17 protein-coding genes and 2 pseudogenes are annotated in these 17884 nt (G+C 61.6%); 7 read left to right on the top strand and 12 right to left on the bottom strand.

The window, feature by feature from the left end:
* Positions 1-209: 209 nt before the first annotated feature.
* Positions 210-1169, bottom strand: a complete 960-nt coding sequence (locus VNX23_RS23710; protein WP_325634005.1) for a Spy/CpxP family protein refolding chaperone — start codon at positions 1167-1169, stop codon at positions 210-212.
* A 3-nt stretch (positions 1170-1172) separates the two neighbouring features.
* On the opposite strand from VNX23_RS23710, the gene VNX23_RS23715 reads away from it, so the two are divergent.
* Complete coding sequence (locus VNX23_RS23715; protein WP_325634006.1) at positions 1173-1622, top strand: hypothetical protein; 450 nt, start codon at positions 1173-1175, stop codon at positions 1620-1622.
* Positions 1623-2336: 714 nt separating this feature from the next.
* Here VNX23_RS23715 and VNX23_RS23720 read toward each other — a convergent pair.
* The 7 genes from VNX23_RS23720 to VNX23_RS23750 all read right to left on the bottom strand — a co-directional run bounded on the left by VNX23_RS23720 (position 2337) and on the right by VNX23_RS23750 (position 9332).
* On the bottom strand, positions 2337-2603 hold the full coding sequence (locus VNX23_RS23720; protein WP_325634007.1) for a hypothetical protein: 267 nt from the start codon (positions 2601-2603) through the stop codon (positions 2337-2339).
* 1544 nt (positions 2604-4147) lie between these two features.
* A complete protein-coding gene (gene gatB / locus VNX23_RS23725; RefSeq protein WP_325634008.1) occupies positions 4148-5626 on the bottom strand; it encodes an Asp-tRNA(Asn)/Glu-tRNA(Gln) amidotransferase subunit GatB in 1479 nt (492 codons plus the stop codon).
* Positions 5623-5928 carry a hypothetical protein gene (locus tag VNX23_RS23730; RefSeq protein ID WP_325634009.1) on the bottom strand — a complete coding sequence of 102 codons (306 nt, stop codon included), beginning with the start codon at positions 5926-5928 and terminating at the stop codon, positions 5623-5625. Before VNX23_RS23730 ends, gatB begins: the two co-directional genes overlap by 4 nt.
* On the bottom strand, positions 5919-7391 hold the full coding sequence (gatA, locus tag VNX23_RS23735) for an Asp-tRNA(Asn)/Glu-tRNA(Gln) amidotransferase subunit GatA (RefSeq protein ID WP_325634010.1): 1473 nt from the start codon (positions 7389-7391) through the stop codon (positions 5919-5921). The genes VNX23_RS23730 and gatA overlap by 10 nt, the downstream gene beginning before the upstream one ends.
* Before the next feature lie 158 nt (positions 7392-7549).
* The gene (locus VNX23_RS23740) at positions 7550-7771 is read right to left on the bottom strand and encodes a hypothetical protein (RefSeq protein ID WP_325634011.1); all 222 of its coding nucleotides are present in this window, start codon (positions 7769-7771) and stop codon (positions 7550-7552) included.
* A 109-nt stretch (positions 7772-7880) separates the two neighbouring features.
* Complete coding sequence (gene gatC, locus VNX23_RS23745; protein ID WP_325634021.1) at positions 7881-8168, bottom strand: Asp-tRNA(Asn)/Glu-tRNA(Gln) amidotransferase subunit GatC; 288 nt, start codon at positions 8166-8168, stop codon at positions 7881-7883.
* A gap of 87 nt (positions 8169-8255) precedes the next feature.
* The gene (locus tag VNX23_RS23750; RefSeq protein WP_325634012.1) at positions 8256-9332 is read right to left on the bottom strand and encodes a nitronate monooxygenase; all 1077 of its coding nucleotides are present in this window, start codon (positions 9330-9332) and stop codon (positions 8256-8258) included.
* 172 nt (positions 9333-9504) lie between these two features.
* On the opposite strand from VNX23_RS23750, the gene ruvX reads away from it, so the two are divergent.
* Entirely contained in the window at positions 9505-9978 is a 474-nt protein-coding gene (gene ruvX, locus VNX23_RS23755) for a Holliday junction resolvase RuvX (RefSeq protein WP_325634013.1), read from the top strand.
* 143 nt (positions 9979-10121) lie between these two features.
* Here the strand turns inward: ruvX and VNX23_RS23760 are convergent, their stop codons facing one another.
* From VNX23_RS23760 to VNX23_RS23770, 3 genes are read right to left on the bottom strand one after another with little or no spacing between them, the layout of a single operon-like run.
* Positions 10122-10904, bottom strand: coding sequence for a type II CAAX endopeptidase family protein (locus VNX23_RS23760; RefSeq protein WP_325634014.1), 783 nt, complete (start codon positions 10902-10904; stop codon positions 10122-10124).
* A 10-nt stretch (positions 10905-10914) separates the two neighbouring features.
* Entirely contained in the window at positions 10915-12561 is a 1647-nt protein-coding gene (locus tag VNX23_RS23765; protein WP_325634015.1) for an acyl-CoA dehydrogenase family protein, read from the bottom strand.
* Positions 12562-12606: 45 nt separating this feature from the next.
* Positions 12607-13365 (bottom strand): M15 family metallopeptidase, encoded by a 759-nt coding sequence (locus VNX23_RS23770; protein WP_325634016.1) that lies wholly within the window; start codon positions 13363-13365, stop codon positions 12607-12609.
* Positions 13366-13525: 160 nt separating this feature from the next.
* On the opposite strand from VNX23_RS23770, the gene VNX23_RS23775 reads away from it, so the two are divergent.
* The 5 genes and pseudogenes from VNX23_RS23775 (at position 13526) to VNX23_RS23795 (ending at position 17765) form a co-directional block, all read left to right on the top strand.
* On the top strand, positions 13526-14479 hold the full coding sequence (locus VNX23_RS23775) for an aspartate carbamoyltransferase catalytic subunit (protein WP_325634017.1): 954 nt from the start codon (positions 13526-13528) through the stop codon (positions 14477-14479).
* Positions 14480-14723: 244 nt separating this feature from the next.
* Positions 14724-16025 (top strand): dihydroorotase, encoded by a 1302-nt coding sequence (locus VNX23_RS23780; protein WP_325634018.1) that lies wholly within the window; start codon positions 14724-14726, stop codon positions 16023-16025.
* Positions 16026-16175: 150 nt separating this feature from the next.
* Complete coding sequence (gene plsY / locus VNX23_RS23785; protein WP_325634019.1) at positions 16176-16769, top strand: glycerol-3-phosphate 1-O-acyltransferase PlsY; 594 nt, start codon at positions 16176-16178, stop codon at positions 16767-16769.
* Between the two features lie 287 nt (positions 16770-17056).
* Positions 17057-17188 (top strand): annotated as a pseudogene (locus VNX23_RS23790) (hypothetical protein); the annotation flags it as partial.
* Between the two features lie 232 nt (positions 17189-17420).
* Positions 17421-17765, top strand: coding sequence for a hypothetical protein (locus VNX23_RS23795; protein WP_325634020.1), 345 nt, complete (start codon positions 17421-17423; stop codon positions 17763-17765).
* On the opposite strand, the pseudogene VNX23_RS23800 reads toward VNX23_RS23795, so the two are convergent.
* Positions 17748-17884, bottom strand: a pseudogene (locus VNX23_RS23800) (IS630 family transposase); the annotation flags it as partial. The gene VNX23_RS23795 and the pseudogene VNX23_RS23800 sit on opposite strands and share 18 nt — an antisense overlap.

Below are 17884 nucleotides of genomic sequence, written 5' to 3' on the forward strand. Positions count from 1 at the left end.
CGGACTCCGGCTCCGCCAAGTCTGAGGTGTCCAGCCCGGAGACATGGGTGACAGAACGTACCTAAGACATGGGTGACAACCTCGCGCCGAACGGGTTGTCGAGGGGCTGATACGAAATGTCACCCATGTCCGGGCGCGCTCATTTCAGCGATCGCTTTGGCCGGCGCCGGACAGCGCGTAGGCGCGGAAATTGTCGCGCAATGGCGTAATCACTGACCCGCGACCTGCTGCAGCGTATTGAAACGCGCCTTCTGCTCGCTGCTCAGGCTCGCGTAGAAATCGTTGAGCGGCGGCTGAACCAGGTTGGCGGCTTCCAGCATGGCGGAAAGTCGCTTCTCCATCGCCTGCAGGCGTCCGACCGGGGTAAGCGGCACCTCGTACGGACACGCCTTCTGCAGCACGCGCACCGATTTCTCGGTCGCGGCGCTCAGACGATCAAGCGCATCTTTTTGAGCGCCAGTCGGATGCAGCACGGCGGTGATCCGTTCGATCGGCAACTGCGTCAGGCTCGCCTTGGGTGCGCCACAACCCTCCCGATTTGCATTCGCCTCCTGCTGCGATTGATCTTCCGGCGAGGAGGGAAGCTGCGGGCCGAGCGAATTGAAGCGAGCCTGCTGTTCGTCGCTGAGCGAATCGTAGAACGCCTCGAGCGGCGGCCGGACGATCCGCACCGCCTCCAGCGTGGCGCTGATGCGGTTGATCATGGCCTGCAATCGACCGGGCGGCGTCAATGCATAATTGTCGCTGCAGGAATTCTTGAGCGTCTCGGCCGCCTGCGCTGCCGCGCGCTTCAGCTGATCGAGCAGGTCGCGCTGCTCTCCCGTTGGTCGCACCACCCGCGTGATATCGGCGAACGGCCATGCGGTGACGCCCTTTTCCGGATTGCTGCACAACTGTCGCAGCGCCTGCGGGCTCAGGCCCGAACGCTCGCGTAATCGCGATGATCCCACCATCGCGCTGCCGTTTTCGAGAGTGCCCTCGGGCGCGATGCTGGCGTAGGCGGAATAGGGATTGCCCACATCCCAGAACAGAGTATCGACGAAGTCGTCATAGGCGTAGGCCCAATAGGCGTCATCGTAGGCGCTCGGCCAGAACGTGTAATCGAAGATATCGGCATATGCATAGGGCCAGAACACCGGACCGAGCCAGGGTATGAAAGCGGCGCGCACGCGGTGCCGCCAGGCGTTGCGTGGCGCCCAGCCGTTCAGGCGGGCGGCGAGCGCGACCTGAGCGCGCGGATCCGCATTGTTGTGGAATCGTGCGGCAAATCGTCCACGCGCGGCAGCCTGAGTGGCGGCAGCGGTTCGCTGGGCGACTGGCGCTGCACCCAACTTCTGTTGTTGCGCCAGATCACGCTGCTGCGCCGATCGTTCGCGTTCAAGAAGCCGCTGCTGGGTCTGCAGCTCGCGCTGGGCGCCACGCCCCGGCCCCTGCTGAGCCTGCAGTTGCTGCACATGCTGCTGCAGCCGATCAATACGGGTCTGGCGCTCAGCGCTCTGCCGCGACAGGGTGTCTCGCTGCCGCTGTTGCGTCAGCTGCTGCCGCTCTTGTGCGGTTTTTCGCTGCTGCTGCGCTTGCTGTTCACGTGCTTGCGCGCGCTGCACGGTCCGCTCCTGGCGTGACAAGGCCGCGCTCGCTGGCCGGGCAGGTGGGGTTCGCGCGGTCGAGATGTGCGACGTTGAGCGCGAGGTGACGGAGGGAGCCCGCGGCGCTGTCGCCTGGTGTCGATTGGGGCTCGGGGCTGCAAAGCGTGTCGGCGCCTGGCGCGACGGAGCGGCAACATGCGGCGTCGGCCGCGGAGCCATCGCAGGATGTTGCATCGCGGGAGCGGGATGGAATGCCGGCGCCGACGGCCGCGCGATTGCAGGCGCGCTCACGTGTGGCGCAGGCGCGGGTCGGGCCACCGGAGCGGGCGCCGCAGGTCGCGCGGCGGGTGCGGCGGGTCGTCCCGGGTGTTGTGCGGCGGCGTCGATGCTTCCGGCGATCAGGAAGGCGCTGCTAACAGCGGCCACGACGGGAAACGCAAACCAAAATTGCCTGGGAAGCATGGGGCAAGGCTCCCTCTCATACATCTGCCCCACATCAAGAACGCGCGAGTGCGCGAAACGATCCGCTGTCCGGCGCCCTTGTTCAGCGCACCGAGACGTTGTTCCTTCAAACCTGATGATTGCGCCCTTGCCTGCGTCGAAAGAACGCACGCTAGATCATGATGCGATTGAGTGGAATCGCATCATGATCTCATCTCTTTGTTCGAGCATGAATTTCTTTGTTCGAGCATGATCTTTTCGGAAATTTGCGCTAACGCGGCCCTACGGGTCCGGATCATGCTCTACTGATCAGTGCGCCATCATCCAGTCGCGCGCTTCGCGCTGGGCAACCGCGATTTCTTCCCCAGACATCAGCTCGGCGACCTCCCGACGCATCTGAATAGCATCGGCGCGGCCCTTCAGGGCGGCGAGATTGAACCACTTGTGCGCGGCGACAAGGTTGACAACACCGGAACGCCCGCTCGCCCAGTAAAGCCCGCGTTCGAACAGCACGTCCGGAACCGCGGTCGCGTTCACCGCCGTCGCGCTATCGAAATCGAAAATCCCCTGAAACATCTGCCATCCCCTCTTGTTTTGTTGGCCGCCCCGTGCAGGAGCGTTCCGTCATTTCCGGCGCGCGATCGGCAGATGGTGCATCTGGTTTTACGTCCGATCGCGCGAGGGCGATCCTGACCGATCGGATTTGAAGGACAGTTTAAGGATCGCGATGAATCCATCGTAAACGACGGACCGGGGCGAATTCGCCTGGAATCAGGAAAAGGCCGTTTTATTGGAGCTTTCGTGCATCCAGGAAAATCGGTTTACCGTCCCGCTTCGGCAAAGAATAACCATTGCGGCAACGTGGGCCGCGGCGGACCTGGTGTGGCGGTTCAGAAGTCCGCATCATTATTGCCGTGAGTTCGTCATGCGGACTTCTGAACCAGAAGCCACACTAGAATCATAGATTTGCTAGTGTCCTTTCGATTCCGAAGTTCGTAAACGGGGCCGCCGCAAAATGATACGAACTTCGGAATCAGGACACTAGCGCTGAAGTCCTCGCGGGAATCGTCGGATGATCAGACAGTGATTGGGGGAAACTGATGCAGACTTCCGAGCCGCTACACTAGCGGCGCCGGACTGGAACGAGGGCGTCGGCGAACACGTCAGGATCAGATTTCAACCGGGTCCCCGGAAGCCGCAGGCTTGAAGCCGGGAGGCTTGAAGCGAGGCGGCCCTTGAGCCCACTGAAATTGCGGACCTGCAAGATCCGCACCGAACGAAGAAAACCTGTTTCTTCTGCCGGACCGGTTTTCGAACAGAAAGCCCTTTTCGAAACTACGATCCGGCCGTTGACCTGATGTCTCGCCGACACCCTCTTCGTCGACAAGAGCCGCTCTTTCAAAATCTGCCTTTGAGAGAAGCAAACCGTCCGGAAGGGCTCGTGTGACGTGCCGGCATCAGACCGCCGGCATTTTCTTCAAACGAGAGTTACTTCTTCTTCTTGGCGACCCTGCGGGTCTTCTTCGCAGTCTTCTTCACTGCGCTCTTCGCTTTCTTCTTAGCTTTCTTCGCCATGTTGCCCTCCTATGAGATGGCTTAATCGCTGCGTGCACTCGGGAATCGAGATGCACTACTTCCCGAATACACCAACACTCAAAAAAAAACAGCGTCCCGCTTAAGGAAGTGTTTACGCGAGAGCATGGGAGCATACGCCGCTTCTTTGCGAATGGCACGAGAAATTTTTCGGATAGCGAAACCGTCAACGCGCGCGAGATCGCGAGAGGCGATTGCCGATATTGCAAGAAGCGGCTGTGACGCAGTGGTTTTCGCAAATGATGCATCGATCAACGATCGTGCGCTGAAGTCAGTGCGGGTCGTCGAAACCACGCGAATGGGCTGTGCGCGGACTCTGAGTCGCGATTTTTGGCAATAAAAAAATTTTTGCGCTCAGCGGCTTAACTGCTGATCGGCGCTCGCCAAATCCGGATTTTGGTTCGAATCGATGCCGGCCGATTCGCCTCCACGCCGTTCAGCGCGCGCTCACTTTGCCGCCATGGCGAATGGTTAACGCAGCTTCCTCGCTCCCAACAGCGGCTGAGCAACTCGCGTCGAAGCGAACCTCAGATGCCGAGCTTGGACTTCAACAGATCGTTCACGGCCTGGGGATTGGCCTTGCCGCCGGATGACTTCATCACCTGACCGACGAACCAGCCAAGAGCTTGCGGCTTGGCTTTCGCCTGCGTGACCTTGTCGGGATTGGCGGCGATGATGTCGTCGACGACCTTTTCGATCGCCGAAAGGTCGGTTACCTGCTTCATGCCACGCGCCTCGACCACCGCGCGCGGGTCACCACCCTCCTGCCATATGATCTCGAACAGATCCTTGGCGATCTTGCCGGAGATGGTGCCCTCGCCGATCAGATCCACGATCGCGGCCAGCTGCAACGCCGACACCGGAGAGGCGGTGATGTCGTGTCCTTCCTTGTTGAGCCGCCCGAACAGCTCGTTGATCACCCAGTTGGCAGCAAACTTGCCGTCGCGGGCCTTGTCGGCGAGGCTGGCAAGCGCGCTCTCGAAGAAAGCGGCGCTCTCGCGTTCGGCCACCAGAACGTTCGCATCATAGGGTGAAAGTCCGAATTCAGCAATGAAGCGCGCTTTTTTCTGGTCCGGCAGTTCGGGAAGGCTCGCTTTCAGCTCAGCGACATAGGCCTCGCTGAATTCGAGCGGCAGCAAATCGGGATCCGGGAAATAGCGGTAGTCGTGCGCCTCTTCCTTGGAGCGCATCGACCGCGTTTCGCCCCTGTCGGGGTCGAACAGACGGGTTTCCTGGTCGATGATCCCGCCATCTTCGAGAATGCCGATCTGGCGCCGCGCCTCGTATTCGATGGCCTCGCCGATGAAGGCGATCGAATTCATGTTCTTGATCTCACAACGGGTACCAAGTGCCTCGCCCGGCTTGCGCACGGAGACGTTGACGTCGGCGCGCAAATTACCCTTCTCCATGTCACCGTCGCAGGTGCCGAGATAGCGCAGGATCGAACGCAACTTGGCGACATAGGCCTTCGCCTGCTCGGATGAACGAATGTCCGGTTTTGAGACAATCTCCATCAGCGCAACGCCGGAGCGATTGAGATCGACCAAGGACATGGTCGGGTTCTGGTCGTGCAACGACTTGCCGGCATCCTGTTCCAGATGCAGCCGCTCTATCCCGATGGTGGCGCTTTCGCCGCCTGGGACTTCAACCGCCACCTCGCCTTCGCCGACGATCGGCGACTTGTACTGGCTGATCTGGTAGCCCTGCGGCAGATCGGGATAGAAATAGTTCTTGCGGTCGAACACCGAGCGCAGATTGATCTTCGCGTTCAGCCCGAGACCGGTGCGCACCGCCTGCTTGACGCATTCCTCGTTGATGACCGGCAACATGCCGGGCATTGCCGCATCGACCAGCGAAACATGTGAATTGGGTTCGCCGCCGAATTCGGTCGAGGCGCCTGAAAAGAGCTTTGCGTTCGAGGTGACCTGGGCGTGCACCTCCATCCCGATTACGACCTCCCAGTCGCCGGATGTGCCCTTGATCAGTTTTGAGTTCTTCGCACTCATGCTCTTCCGCTCCCGAGCAGCGTGGATGCAATGGCCTCCCATTCGGCTTCGAGAGAGCCGTTCGCCACCGACTTGCCCGCCCTTCGATACCAGTAGGTGGCATTGCCGAGATCGCCTTCGATGCGGTGCAGATAGGCATGCACCCAGGCGGCTTCCGATGATTCTTCGTCCTGCACGATCTTGTGTGCCTGGTCCCAGCTGCCCTTGGCGGCCCACCACAGCGCGGCGAGCGGCGCGTTGAGCTGCGGCGGGGGTGCGGCAGCAGAGACGCTCGCTTTGAATTGGGCGGCGTTCACCACCACCTCACGGGCGTAAATCGTCCTGCCGCCTGCTCGATCACCTCGCCGAGCGAGAACAACGTTTCTTCATCGAAGGGACGGCCGATCAGTTGCAGGCCGAGCGGCAAGCCTTGCGCATCCGTGCCCGCGGGAATGGCGATTGCGGGAAGTCCAGCCATGTTCACCGTCACGGTGAAGATGTCGTTGAGATACATTTCCACGGGGTCGGCGCCCTTTTCGCCAACGCCGAATGCCGCTGATGGCGTTGCAGGGGTAAGGATCGCGTTCACGCCCCTGGCGAAGCAATTTTCGAAATCTCTCTTGATCAGGGTGCGTACCTTCTGTGCGCGCAGGTAATAGGCGTCATAATAGCCGGCCGAGAGCACGTAGGTGCCGATCAGGACGCGGCGGCGGACTTCCGCGCCAAAACCTTCCGCACGGGTGTTCTCGTACATATCGATGATGCTGCGGCCACCCTCCCGCAGGCCGTAGCGAACACCATCGTAACGCGCGAGATTGGAGGATGCTTCCGCGGGCGCGACGATGTAATAGGCCGGAAGGGCGTATTTGGTGTGCGGCAGCGACACCTCGACCAGTTCGGCTCCGGCCGCCTTCAGCCACCCCGCGCCCTCGCTCCACAGCTTTTCGATCTCGGGTGGCATGCCGTCGAGCCGATACTCCTTCGGGATTCCAATCTTCATCCCCTTCACGGACTTTCCGATCGCCGCCTCGTAGTCGGGCACCGGACGATCGACCGAGGTCGTGTCCTTCGGGTCATGGCCAGCCATCGAGCGCATGAGGATCGAGGCATCGCGCACGGTGCGGCCGATCGGGCCGGCCTGATCGAGCGAGGATGCAAAGGCGACGATGCCCCAGCGCGAGCAACGCCCGTACGTCGGCTTCATGCCGACGGTTGCGGTAAACGCCGCCGGTTGGCGGATCGATCCGCCAGTGTCGGTCGCGGTCGCGCCCATGCACAACAGCGCAGCCACCGCGGACGCCGAGCCCCCAGAAGAGCCGCCCGGCACCAAATTCGTGTTGCCGCCCTCCCGCCGCCATGGATTGACGACGGGACCAAAACATGAGGTCTCGTTCGACGAGCCCATCGCGAACTCGTCGTTATTGAGCTTGCCGAGCAGGACGGCACCATCGCGCCAGAGCTGCGACGTCACCGTCGATTCATAGGTCGGCACGAAATTGGCCAGGATTTTCGAGCACGCGGTGGTGCGCACATCCCTGGTCGCAAACAGATCCTTGATGCCAAGCGGAATACCCGCCAAAGGGCCGCCCTCGCCCTTTGCGATACTGGCGTCGCTCTCGCGCGCCATGGCGCGGGCCCGATCGGGTGTCTCCAGCACAAAGGCGTTGAGCACCCGCGCGGCCTCGATCGCCTCTAGGTGCGCATCAGTCAATTCAAGCGACGTGAAGGATTTTTTTGCGAGACCATCTCGAGCCTCTGCAAGCGTCAGCGATGTCAAATCGGTCATTTATCAACCAGTGCCCACTTTCCGAAGTTCGTGTTCCACTGCAGCACCCACCTTTCACGAACTTCGGAAAGCAATGGGCACTGGCAAATTTATGATTCCAGTGCCGCTTTTCCAATTGAAGTTCCTGGACAGAATTTGCCGCGATTGGTGCAGGAACTTCAATTGGGCGGCACTTGGCTGCAGAAGAAGGGTGACAGCGTCTTGTCGCGGGCCGGATCGTCGGCCAATGCTTTAGCGCTGGCCTTGCCGGCCGCTTCGAGCGCATCGAGCACCGCATCCATCGCCTGTTGCGGATCAGCCACCTTTCCCTGACGCTCCATGGCGTCGAGATAGTTCATATAGGCCTGATAGGCTTTTTCATCGTCGCAGAGCAGACACATCGGTCGACAACTCTTTTGTTTGGGGCGCTTTCCGCAGGCGAAAACGCCTTGTTAGTCTGACGCGTTTTCTTGACGCGAACCGGTGTCCACTTCGCTTGAAAACGCTATCTTATTCCACCACCTTCGGCACCAGAAAGAAATGATCCTGGGTTTGTGGCGCATTGCGGAGGATATCATCGGGAATGCCGCCATCGTTGACGACATCGGCACGCTTCTTCATTTCCATCGGTATCACCGAGGTCATCGGTTCAACGCCCTCGACATCAACCTCCGACAACTGCTCGACGAAGGCCAGGATCGCGTTCAGTTCGCCCTCAAGATGCGGGACCTCTGTTTCCCTGACCGCAATCCGCGCCAAATGCGCGATACGGCGAACGGTGGCGGCATCGACTGACATTATATAGGGGCCCTTGCGGACATGGGTGCCTTTGGCGACAAGCTCAGCCGCCGTATAGCAGAGGGTGGTTTTGCGCTGCAACCAAGACTACCCCGCCAATTGGCTCAAACGGGCCAGCGCTGCCCCGGCAAGCGCGCGGGTCAGCTCGGCTGCCGGCATTTCGCGCCCCAGCCGCACCGCCTGACCCGCCCAAAGATTGGTGAAATCGACCTTGCCTACCTTTTCCGCCGCCGCCCTCAGGGGCGCCAGGCCGGTGACCGCATGGGGAAATGCCGGCGCATCGGGCGAAACGGGGCCGACTTCGCGCATGACGCGATTGGCGACCCCGCGCGCGGGGCGCCCGGTCATGACGTTGGTAATGACGGTGGATTCGTCGCTGGCCTGGGCGAGAGCCGTTCGCGCCGGTGCAATGACCTTCGATTCCGGACAGCGCAGATAGGCGGTGCCGATCTGCACGCCGGCCGCGCCCAGCGCGAAAGCCGCCGCAATGCCCCGCCCATCAGCGATGCCGCCAGCGGCGACCACCGGCACCCTCACCGCGTCAACCACTTGCGGCACCAAAGCGAAGGTGCCTGGCTGTTCGGTGATATTTTCTGTCAGGAACATGCCGCGATGGCCCCCGGCTTCGGCGCCTTGCGCGATGATCGCGTCGACGCCGTGCTCCTCGAGCCAGATCGCCTCTTTCACGGTGGTTGCCGACGCCATCACCTTGCAGCGAGCGGCCCTGACGCGATCGAGCAGCGCAGCTTCCGGGAGCCCGAAATGGAAGCTGACGATTTCGGGCTTGAGCTCCTCGACGAGTTCGCATGTCACCGCGTCGAACGGCGCACGATTGGCGGCATTGATCGGCGCCGCCGGATCCAGGCCGTACTCTTGATAATAAGACGCGAGCCGCCTCTTCCAGGCGGCCTCGCGCACGGGATCGGCGGCGACGGCCTTGTGGCAGAAGAAGTTCATGTTGACCGGCGCGGAGACCCGCTGGCGGATGATGTTGATCTGCTCGCGCGCTTTCTCCGCCGAGAGCATCGCGCACGGCAAGGAACCGAGCGCTCCACCTTGTGCGGCCGCGATCACGAGCTCCGCATCCATCACGCCCGCCATCGGCGCAAGCACAATCGGGAACTCGGTCTTGAAAAGGTCGATCAAACGGCGGTCGGGCCACATCGTATGCTCACTGAAGAAAAGGGAGTTCGCGCTGGCGCTGGCGTCGTTGCCTTTGTCAGCTTAGCATCAACGGTTCCGCACGAGCTATGCGTTTGCGAAGAACCTGAGCCATGCCGCTCACGCACCAATTCCCGCTTTGCGCGGATTGCAACTTGCATGTTATGCGAGGCTCATGGCCGCCCCCATTCTACCGCTGATCGATGCTGCCGCACACTGGCCGGAACGCGGCGCCCTGATCGGGCTCGATCTCGGCACCAAGACCATCGGGGTGGCGGTTTCCGATCCCGACCGCCGGCTGGCAACAGGGGTTGAGACCATCCAACGCCAGGCGTTCAAGGCCGACGCGGCGCGCCTCGTCGCCATCGCCGCTGAGCGCGCCGCCGTCGGCTTCGTGCTCGGTCTTCCCATCAACATGGATGGCAGCGAGGGACCGCGCGCCCAATCGACGCGTGCCTTTGCGCGCAATTTTTCCAAACTGACCGAATTTGCGATCGGCCTTTGGGACGAGCGGCTCTCCACTGCTGCTGTCGAGCGCGAACTGATCGGCATGGACATGAGCCGCGCCCGGCGCGCGGAAGTGATCGACGAACATGCGGCGATCTTCATCTTGCAGGGAGCGCTCGATCGGCTGGCGGTCCGATTCTAACATTCGCTTCCCGTTTCAGCAGCCACTTTAGCGAATGTTAGAATCAAAGGACCGCCAGTGAATATTAGGTTCTAGTGTCCCGATTCCGAAGTTCGTATCATTGCGCGGCATACTCGTTTGCGAACTTCGGAATCGGGAAGGCCTCAGTTAGAGGCGACAAGTACGAGCGTCTGCACCACAGCGGCGAGATTGTTGAGGCCGTGTACGATCACCGTGAGCCAGGTCGATTGATAACGGGAGCGGAGATAGCCGAGCAGGAGACCGATCGAAAATACTTCGCCGAAGAAGAACCAGTCATACTGCAGATGAAGGGCCGTCCAGACCGCCGATGACAGCACGATGGCACCCCAGCGCCCCAGAAACGTTTCCGACCAGCCGCGGTACAGAAAGCCCCGCGAAAAAAACTCCTCCGAAACCGGCGCAGCGACGCAGAAGGCGATGACCAGAAGCCACAACGCGCCGTCCGCGCGCGCCGATTTCAAGACGTCCATCATGAACTCAGGCGTCGATTCCCGCCCCACGGCGCGCGACAGCAACTCCCACCCCAGCACCAGCAACGCGAGCGAACCGATGCCGACCGCGATGTTTTTCCAGGAGGCCCAGCGCAAGGCGAGATAGTCGGCGAAGGGCGTGCCGGAAAGGCGTATGGCAATCCACAGCGCGCCGAGCACGGCCGGCAGCCCCGTGATTACCGAGAGCGAAATCGTCAAACCCCCGCCGAGCACATGGACCGCGGCGGCGATATCGGCAGGTCCTTCCTGGCGCAGCACGAACCAGGCGACGACCGCCATCTGGCCCGCAAACATCGCGCCGAAGACGACCAGGCCCCAGAGCGCGGTGCCCCAGAACTTCCAGATGCGAGGCGGGCGTCGGACCCAAGCGTGGGAGGCGAACGCCGCGGGGCTTTCGGGATCGAGTGAATCCATCAGATGACCTTCATGCGGGTAAGGCGCGGTCCAGCAACCGCGCTGTGTCGTCACGTCCAAGATCGACGGCGCCATACATGCTCGCGTGGCTCCCGGCAAGGCGGGTGGGTGCGAACAATTCGGCCTGAGACGGCGACACCTCATTGAGCGCTGCCGCAGCCGCCAGCAGCGCCAGCTTCTCGACCGCGAGCCGCGCAGTGCGCTCGGAATCGGACTGGCGGAACGCCGTGCTGATAAAGGCCGCCGCCTCGGCCGCGTGGGGAAGGCCAGCGGTTCCCCGGGCGAGGTCCGCAAGGATGGAAGCGGCTGCCTCAGGCTCTCGCGACAAGGCGCGCAGCACGTCAAGGCACATCACGTTGCCGGAGCCTTCCCAGATCGCGTTGACGGGCGATTCCCGGTAGTGCCGCGCCAGAATGCCCTCTTCCACATAGCCATTGCCGCCCAGGCACTCCATGGCCTCGTAGAGAAATCCGGGTGCGCTCTTGCAAACCCAGTATTTGATCGCCGGCGTCAGAAGCCGCATATAGGCCGCCTCGCCTTGATCCAGCGGCGCGCGATCGAAGGAGCGGCATAGCCGCATCACGAGCGCAATCGAAGCCTCGACATGCAGCGCCATGTCGGAAAGAACCGCTTGCATCAGCGGTTGGTCGGCGAGATGTTTCTGGAAAACGCTGCGATGCCTTGCATGAAACAGCGCATGCGCCAGGCCCGACCGCATCAGGCCGGCGGAGGCAATCGCGCAATCCTGACGCGTCAACTGCACCATCTGGATGATGGTGCGTATGCCCTTGCCTTCTTCGCCGACGCGCGTTGCCCACGCCCCCAGAAATTCGACTTCGGAAGAGGCATTGGAGCGGTTGCCGAGCTTTTCCTTCAGCCGCTGGAACTCGATCGCGTTCACCGTTCCGTCCGGCAAAAAACGCGGCATGAAGAAACAGCTCAGCCCCTCGTCGGCCTGCGCCAGCACCAGGAACGCGTCGCACATCGGCGCCGACATGAACCATTTGTGGCCGGTGATGCGATAGGCATCGCCGTCGCGTGTCGCACGCGTCATGTTGGAGCGCACGTCGGTGCCGCCCTGCTTCTCGGTCATGCCCATGCCGAGCGTCATGCCGCGCTTGGTCGGCCATGGCGCAAAGGTCGGATCGTAGGCGCGACTGCCAATCACCGGCATCGTCTTTGCCAACAGGTCCGGCTGGGCGGCAAGGGCCGCGACCGAGGCGCGCGTCATGGTGATGGGGCACAAATGCCCGGTCTCGACCTGGGCAGCCATGTAGAACTTGGCGGCGCGTACGACCTCCGACGGTGCACCGGAGGGTCGGCCGTCGGCGGTCCAGGTCGAATTGTGCAGGCCAGCATGGGCGCTGCGCGCCATCAATTCGTGATAGGCGGGATGAAACTCGACTTCGTCACGCCGGTTGCCTTTTGAATCGAAGGTGCGCAGCTTTGGCGTGTTCTCGTTGGCAAGCCGCCCGCGTTCGGCCATGGCGGCCGATCCCCAGTGCTGTCCGAATTCCATCAGTTCCTGCTTTGCCAAAACCCCGCCATTGACGGCAACGGCGTCGGCGAGCGGACGGTCGAGCGCAAACAGATCGACGTCGACGAAGGGCGGCGATTGGTTGAGCACCTCATGGGTCGCAAATGAGACTGAGGTCATGGCAGCCCTCACGGTCGAAGGAAGGTGAACGGCCCGCAATCGGGCTCACCGAGGCGGCTTGATCTCGAAATCATACGCGGGACCGCCCGCGCCCGGCAGCGAAAAATGCCACCACTCCTTGGCATAATTGACAAAACCTTGCTTCGCCATCGCGTTCACCAGCGTCATTCGCCACAGTCGCTGGCTTTCCGTGATCAACCTTGCGGCGGTATGCGCCTTCCGATCGCAACAATCATAGCCGGTGCCCATATCGACGCTGCCCTCCGGTGCGCGGGCGGCCTCAGGCGCGGTACAATCGGCGTAGGCCTTGTTGGGATCGAAGGTTCGGGAGTTGTCGGCATTCAGGTCGACAAGGGTAAGGTCGACGGCGGAGCCGGTGGAATGCAGGGAGTGCGTGGCGATGTAGCCAAGCCGAAACAGATCCTTCTTGGAGAAGGCCGGGTTATAACGCCGCTCGGCTGGCGTCTCGTGCCCGTTCTGCGACCATACCACCATGTCATGCACCGCGCGCACCGGCCGGTAGCAATCCAGCATCTTCAGTGAAAGGTGTTGGCGCGCGAGTTCCTCCTGGACACGCTTGAGCGCCAGACCGACATCGCGTTTGACGATGCATTCGGCACCGCCGTAGCCGGCAAGCGGCCGGCCGATGAAATTGTTCACTCCGGCGTAACGGATGTCCTGGCGGATGGTCGGATCGATATCGGCAAGACGAACAAAGCCGCCGGGCAAAGTCTCCGCGCAGACCGGGTCTGAAAGCCCGATCGCCGTCAGCAGCAGCGGGGCAAGCCTTTTCAAAATACGCATGGCAAGTCGGTCGTATCAAATGGCGGCGACTTTGCGGCAGGTCCGTTTACCCTGGTGCCCGCTTTTCCACGGCACTGGTTCCGACAGACCCGGGGATAACTCGCAAGGCCCTTCTTCCCGCTTGCCCCCCGTTGTTTCTCTGCCTATAGCTCTGGTTTTAATGACCTTCGCATCGAAATCGACTTTCGTCCTCGGTCACCGGCATCTGCTGGGAATCGAGGGCCTTGGCGCTGCCGATATTACCGGCCTGCTCGATCTTTCCGAGGAATATGTCGAGCTCAACCGCCAGGTCGACAAGAAGCGCACCTCCTTGCGCGGACGAACCCAGATCAACCTGTTTTTCGAGGCTTCGACCCGTACCCAATCCTCGTTCGAGATCGCGGGCAAGCGGCTGGGCGCCGATGTCATGAACATGTCGGTGGCGTCCTCGTCGATGCGCAAGGGCGAGACGCTGATCGACACGGCGGCCACGTTGAACGCGATGCACCCGGACATTCTGGTGGTCCGGCACCATGCCTCCGGCGCGGTGGAGCTTTTGGCGCGCAAGGTCGACGGCTCCGTCATCAATGCCGGCGACGGCGCCCATGAGCACCCGACGCAGGCGCTGCTCGATGCGCTCACCATCCGCCGCAACAAGGGCCGGCTCGAAGGGCTTGTGATCGCGATCTGCGGCGACGTCATGCATTCACGCGTGGCGCGTTCCAATATCCTGCTGCTCAACACCATGGGCGCGCGGGTCCGGGTGGTGGCACCCTCCACGCTTCTGCCGCGCGGCATCGAGCGGATGGGCGTCGAGGTCGCCCGCGACATGCGCGAGGGCCTCGATGGCGCCGATATCGTGATGATGCTGCGGCTGCAGCGTGAGCGCATGAACGGCTCATTCGTACCCTCGAGCCAGGAGTACTTCCATTACTTCGGCCTCGACCAGAAGAAGCTCGCCTACGCCAAGTCGGATGCGCTGGTGATGCATCCGGGGCCGATGAATCGTGGTGTCGAAATCGACTCCATCGTGGCCGATGGCGCGCAATCCTTGATCCGCGAACAGGTGGAAATGGGAGTGGCGGTGCGGATGGCGGTGCTCGAAGCGCTCGCCCGCAACCTGCCAAACGCGTGATTACGATGTTGATGTGGCCTCATCCTTCGAGACGCCGCGGAACTTGTCATCGAGCCGCGCTTGGCGCGGACCCGTTGGCGGCTCCTCGGGACGAGGTCATGGGCTCAACCCTCATGGTGAGGAGCAGGCACCCGAGCAGGCCGAGCTTCGCGAGGCTGTTGCGAATGGTGCAAACGAAAACGGCGCGTCTGCGGACGATGCTAGGCATCGCCGGGAGAACCATGACGCCAGGAACTTGCCCGATATGCTGACCGACCGCCGCCCGATCCTGCTCGCCAACGCCCGCGTGGTGGACCCCTCGCGCGATTTCGACGGTCCCGGCGATGTGCTGATCGCCGACGGTGTCATACGCGACTTGAAACGCGGCATCGGCGCGGCCGGCGTCCCCGAAGGCACCGACGTCATCAATTGTGTCGGCAAGATCGTTGCCCCCGGCCTGATCGACATGCGTGCCTTCGTCGGCGAGCCGGGCGCCAGCCACCGCGAGACGTTTGCCTCCGCAAGCCAGGCGGCAGCCACCGGCGGCATCACTACCATCATCTGCCAGCCCTCCACTTCGCCAGTGATCGACAATTCGGCCACGGTCGATTTCGTCCTGCGGCGCGCCCGCGATACCGCGATCGTCAACATTCATCCGATGGCGGCGCTCACCAAGGGCCTGCGCGGCGAAGAGATGACGGAGTTCGGCTTGTTGAAAGCCGCAGGCGCGGTCGCCTTCACCGACGGCGACCAGAGCGTCACCAACGCGCAGGTGATGCGGCGCGCGCTGACTTATGCGCGCGATTTCGATGCGCTGATCGTCCACCATACCGAAGACCCGCATCTGGTCGGCGAAGGCGTCATGAACGAGGGCGAATTCGCCGCAAGACTGGGGCTCATGGGTATTCCCGACGCGGCCGAAGCCGTGATGCTGGAGCGCGACATGCGGCTCGTCGCGCTGACCGGCGGCCGCTATCATGCGGCATCGCTGAGCTGCAACGAGTCGCTGCAGATCCTCAGGCGCGCGCGGGAAGCGGGTCTGGAGGTGTCGGCCTCGGTCTCGATCAACCATGTGACGCTTAACGAAAACGATATCGGTCCGTACCGGACTTTTCTGAAACTGTCCCCGCCGTTGCGCAGCGAGGAGGATCGTCTTGCATTGGTAGAAGCCGTCGCCTCCGGTTTGATCGACGTGATCATGTCGGATCACAATCCGCAGGACGTCGAGGTCAAACGGCTGCCCTTTGCCGAAGCCGCCTCCGGGGCGATAGGGCTCGAGACCATGCTGCCCGCCGCGCTTCGGCTGATCCACAACGGCCAGACCGATTTCAAGACGCTGATCCGCGCGATGTCGACGCGGCCTGCGCAATTGCTGGGTCTGCCGGGCGGAACACTTCGTCCGGGGGCGCCTGCCGACGTCATCGTGATCGATACCGACACGCCCTGGGTGCTCGACCCCGACGATCTCAAGTCGCAATGCAAGAACACGCCGTTCGACGAGGCCCGCTTCTCAGGCCGGGTCGTGCGCACCATCGCCGGCGGGCGAACCGTCTATGAGCATGTCTAGTATGGCGGAGCGGATTTGACGTTCGCGCACCAATGTCAGAACCGGGACACCAGAGCATTTTCGAACCAGGTTTTTATCGGATCGCGCCGTCAGAACGGTTCAAAAAAAACTTTCATGCGCGCGAAATTCGTGGGCGAAGGAGGCGCGGAAATGTCGGCTAGTGCATGGCTGCCGGTGGCGTTCGTCCTCGGTTATCTGCTCGGCTCGATTCCCTTCGGTTTGATCCTGACAAGGCTCGCCGGCACGCAGGATTTGCGTTCGATCGGATCTGGCAATATCGGCGCCACCAACGTGCTGCGCACCGGTCGCAAGGGAGTGGCTGCGGCGACCCTGCTGCTCGACATGCTCAAAGGCACCGCTGCCGTTATTATCGCCAGCTCCCGGGGCGGCCCGAACGCCGCGATGCTGGCCGCACTCGGCGCTTTTCTCGGCCATCTCTTCCCGGTTTGGCTTGGTTTTAAGGGCGGCAAGGGTGTCGCGGTTTATATCGGCGTGCTGATCGGTCTGTTCTGGCCCGCAGCCGTGGTGTTTTGCGTTATATGGCTCGCGACTGCGGTCGCCACGCGCTACTCATCGCTTTCCGCTCTCGTTGCAAGCCTGGTGACGCCGATTTTGCTGTGGTGGTTCGGCCAACCCGCGCTGGCCTCGCTGTTTGGCGTACTGACGGTGCTGTTGTTCTACATGCATCGCGCCAATATCAGTCGGCTGCGGGCCGGGACCGAGGGCAAGATCGGACAGAAGTAAGGGACTTCGGTCCGCCTGCCTCGATATCGGCTGCTCACTGAACGGAGCTTGTGTTCATCCAGGACAGCTTTTGGCGTCATGGCCGGCTCGTCCCGGCCATCCATGTCTTTATCTCCCCGATCGACGCAGCAAAGACATGGATGCCCGGCACAAGGCCGGGCATGACGCGGAAAGGTCTCCTGACGTTCATCCCCCCTTCCCCACTCGCCCTGGTTGATCCATGCTCACTCTATAGGGAACGCATGGACACCACGACTTCAGCCACAACACGCCTCACCGACGCCTAGCGCCTCGACTGGCTGCGCCTGATCCGCTCCGACAATATCGGGCCGCGCGGTATTATGGCGCAAACGCCACCGGGGTCCGAAAATGACCGCGGGAAAGCGAACTCCAATACATTCTCAGGTTGCCGCCCCTAGGCTAGGATGCCGGAGGGGATTCAAGCCATGGCAGAACAGACTCCACCAGCGCCAGAACCGGACGTTCCGGAACTCGTGCAGTATTATAGGTTGGCTCGGAATTACCTTACCCGGGAGGGTAAGGTGATACGAGAGGCTAAGGGCACGTTCGGGCTAGCCGCGTTAGCTATCGTTGCGGCGACCATTTGGCCTGACGTGGAGAGCCGCTGGCTCATTCTTCGAAGAAAGAGCCGTGGTTCTGGAAAAGACAATTGAATATCAAAAAACTCAAATAGACGATCTTAGAAACAGAGTTCAAACGGTCACTCCAGCGACTACTGTTGGCCATGTCCAAATGGTTACGGTCTTATTGAAATATTCTGCTACCACACCAGAGAGCAAACGTCCTTTTGTGAACTTCGGTTTTATGAATATATCGCCTGTCCCGGGAAGGGGACCGTCCGCGAAGGGCTATCTGAAGGTTTTCGATAAAATTCTGACGGCCGAGGAGGAAGACAAAATAATTTTGGATTGGAAAACAGAGGTCAATCAGGCAAATCCAAAGTTAGCGACTAACCAACTAGTGGATGGATTCTAACACTTGGTGCCCGCGTCTGACGGCTTGGATAATTTTGTCGGGATCGGCAGTCCATGTGAAGGGTTTCGGTTCGGCGTTGTGTTCGATGACGAAGCGATTGATAGCTGCCTGCAAGTCGA

The sequence above is a fragment of the Bradyrhizobium sp. genome, from assembly GCF_035570375.1.
In the GTDB taxonomy this organism is placed as follows: Bacteria; Pseudomonadota; Alphaproteobacteria; order Rhizobiales; family Xanthobacteraceae; genus Bradyrhizobium.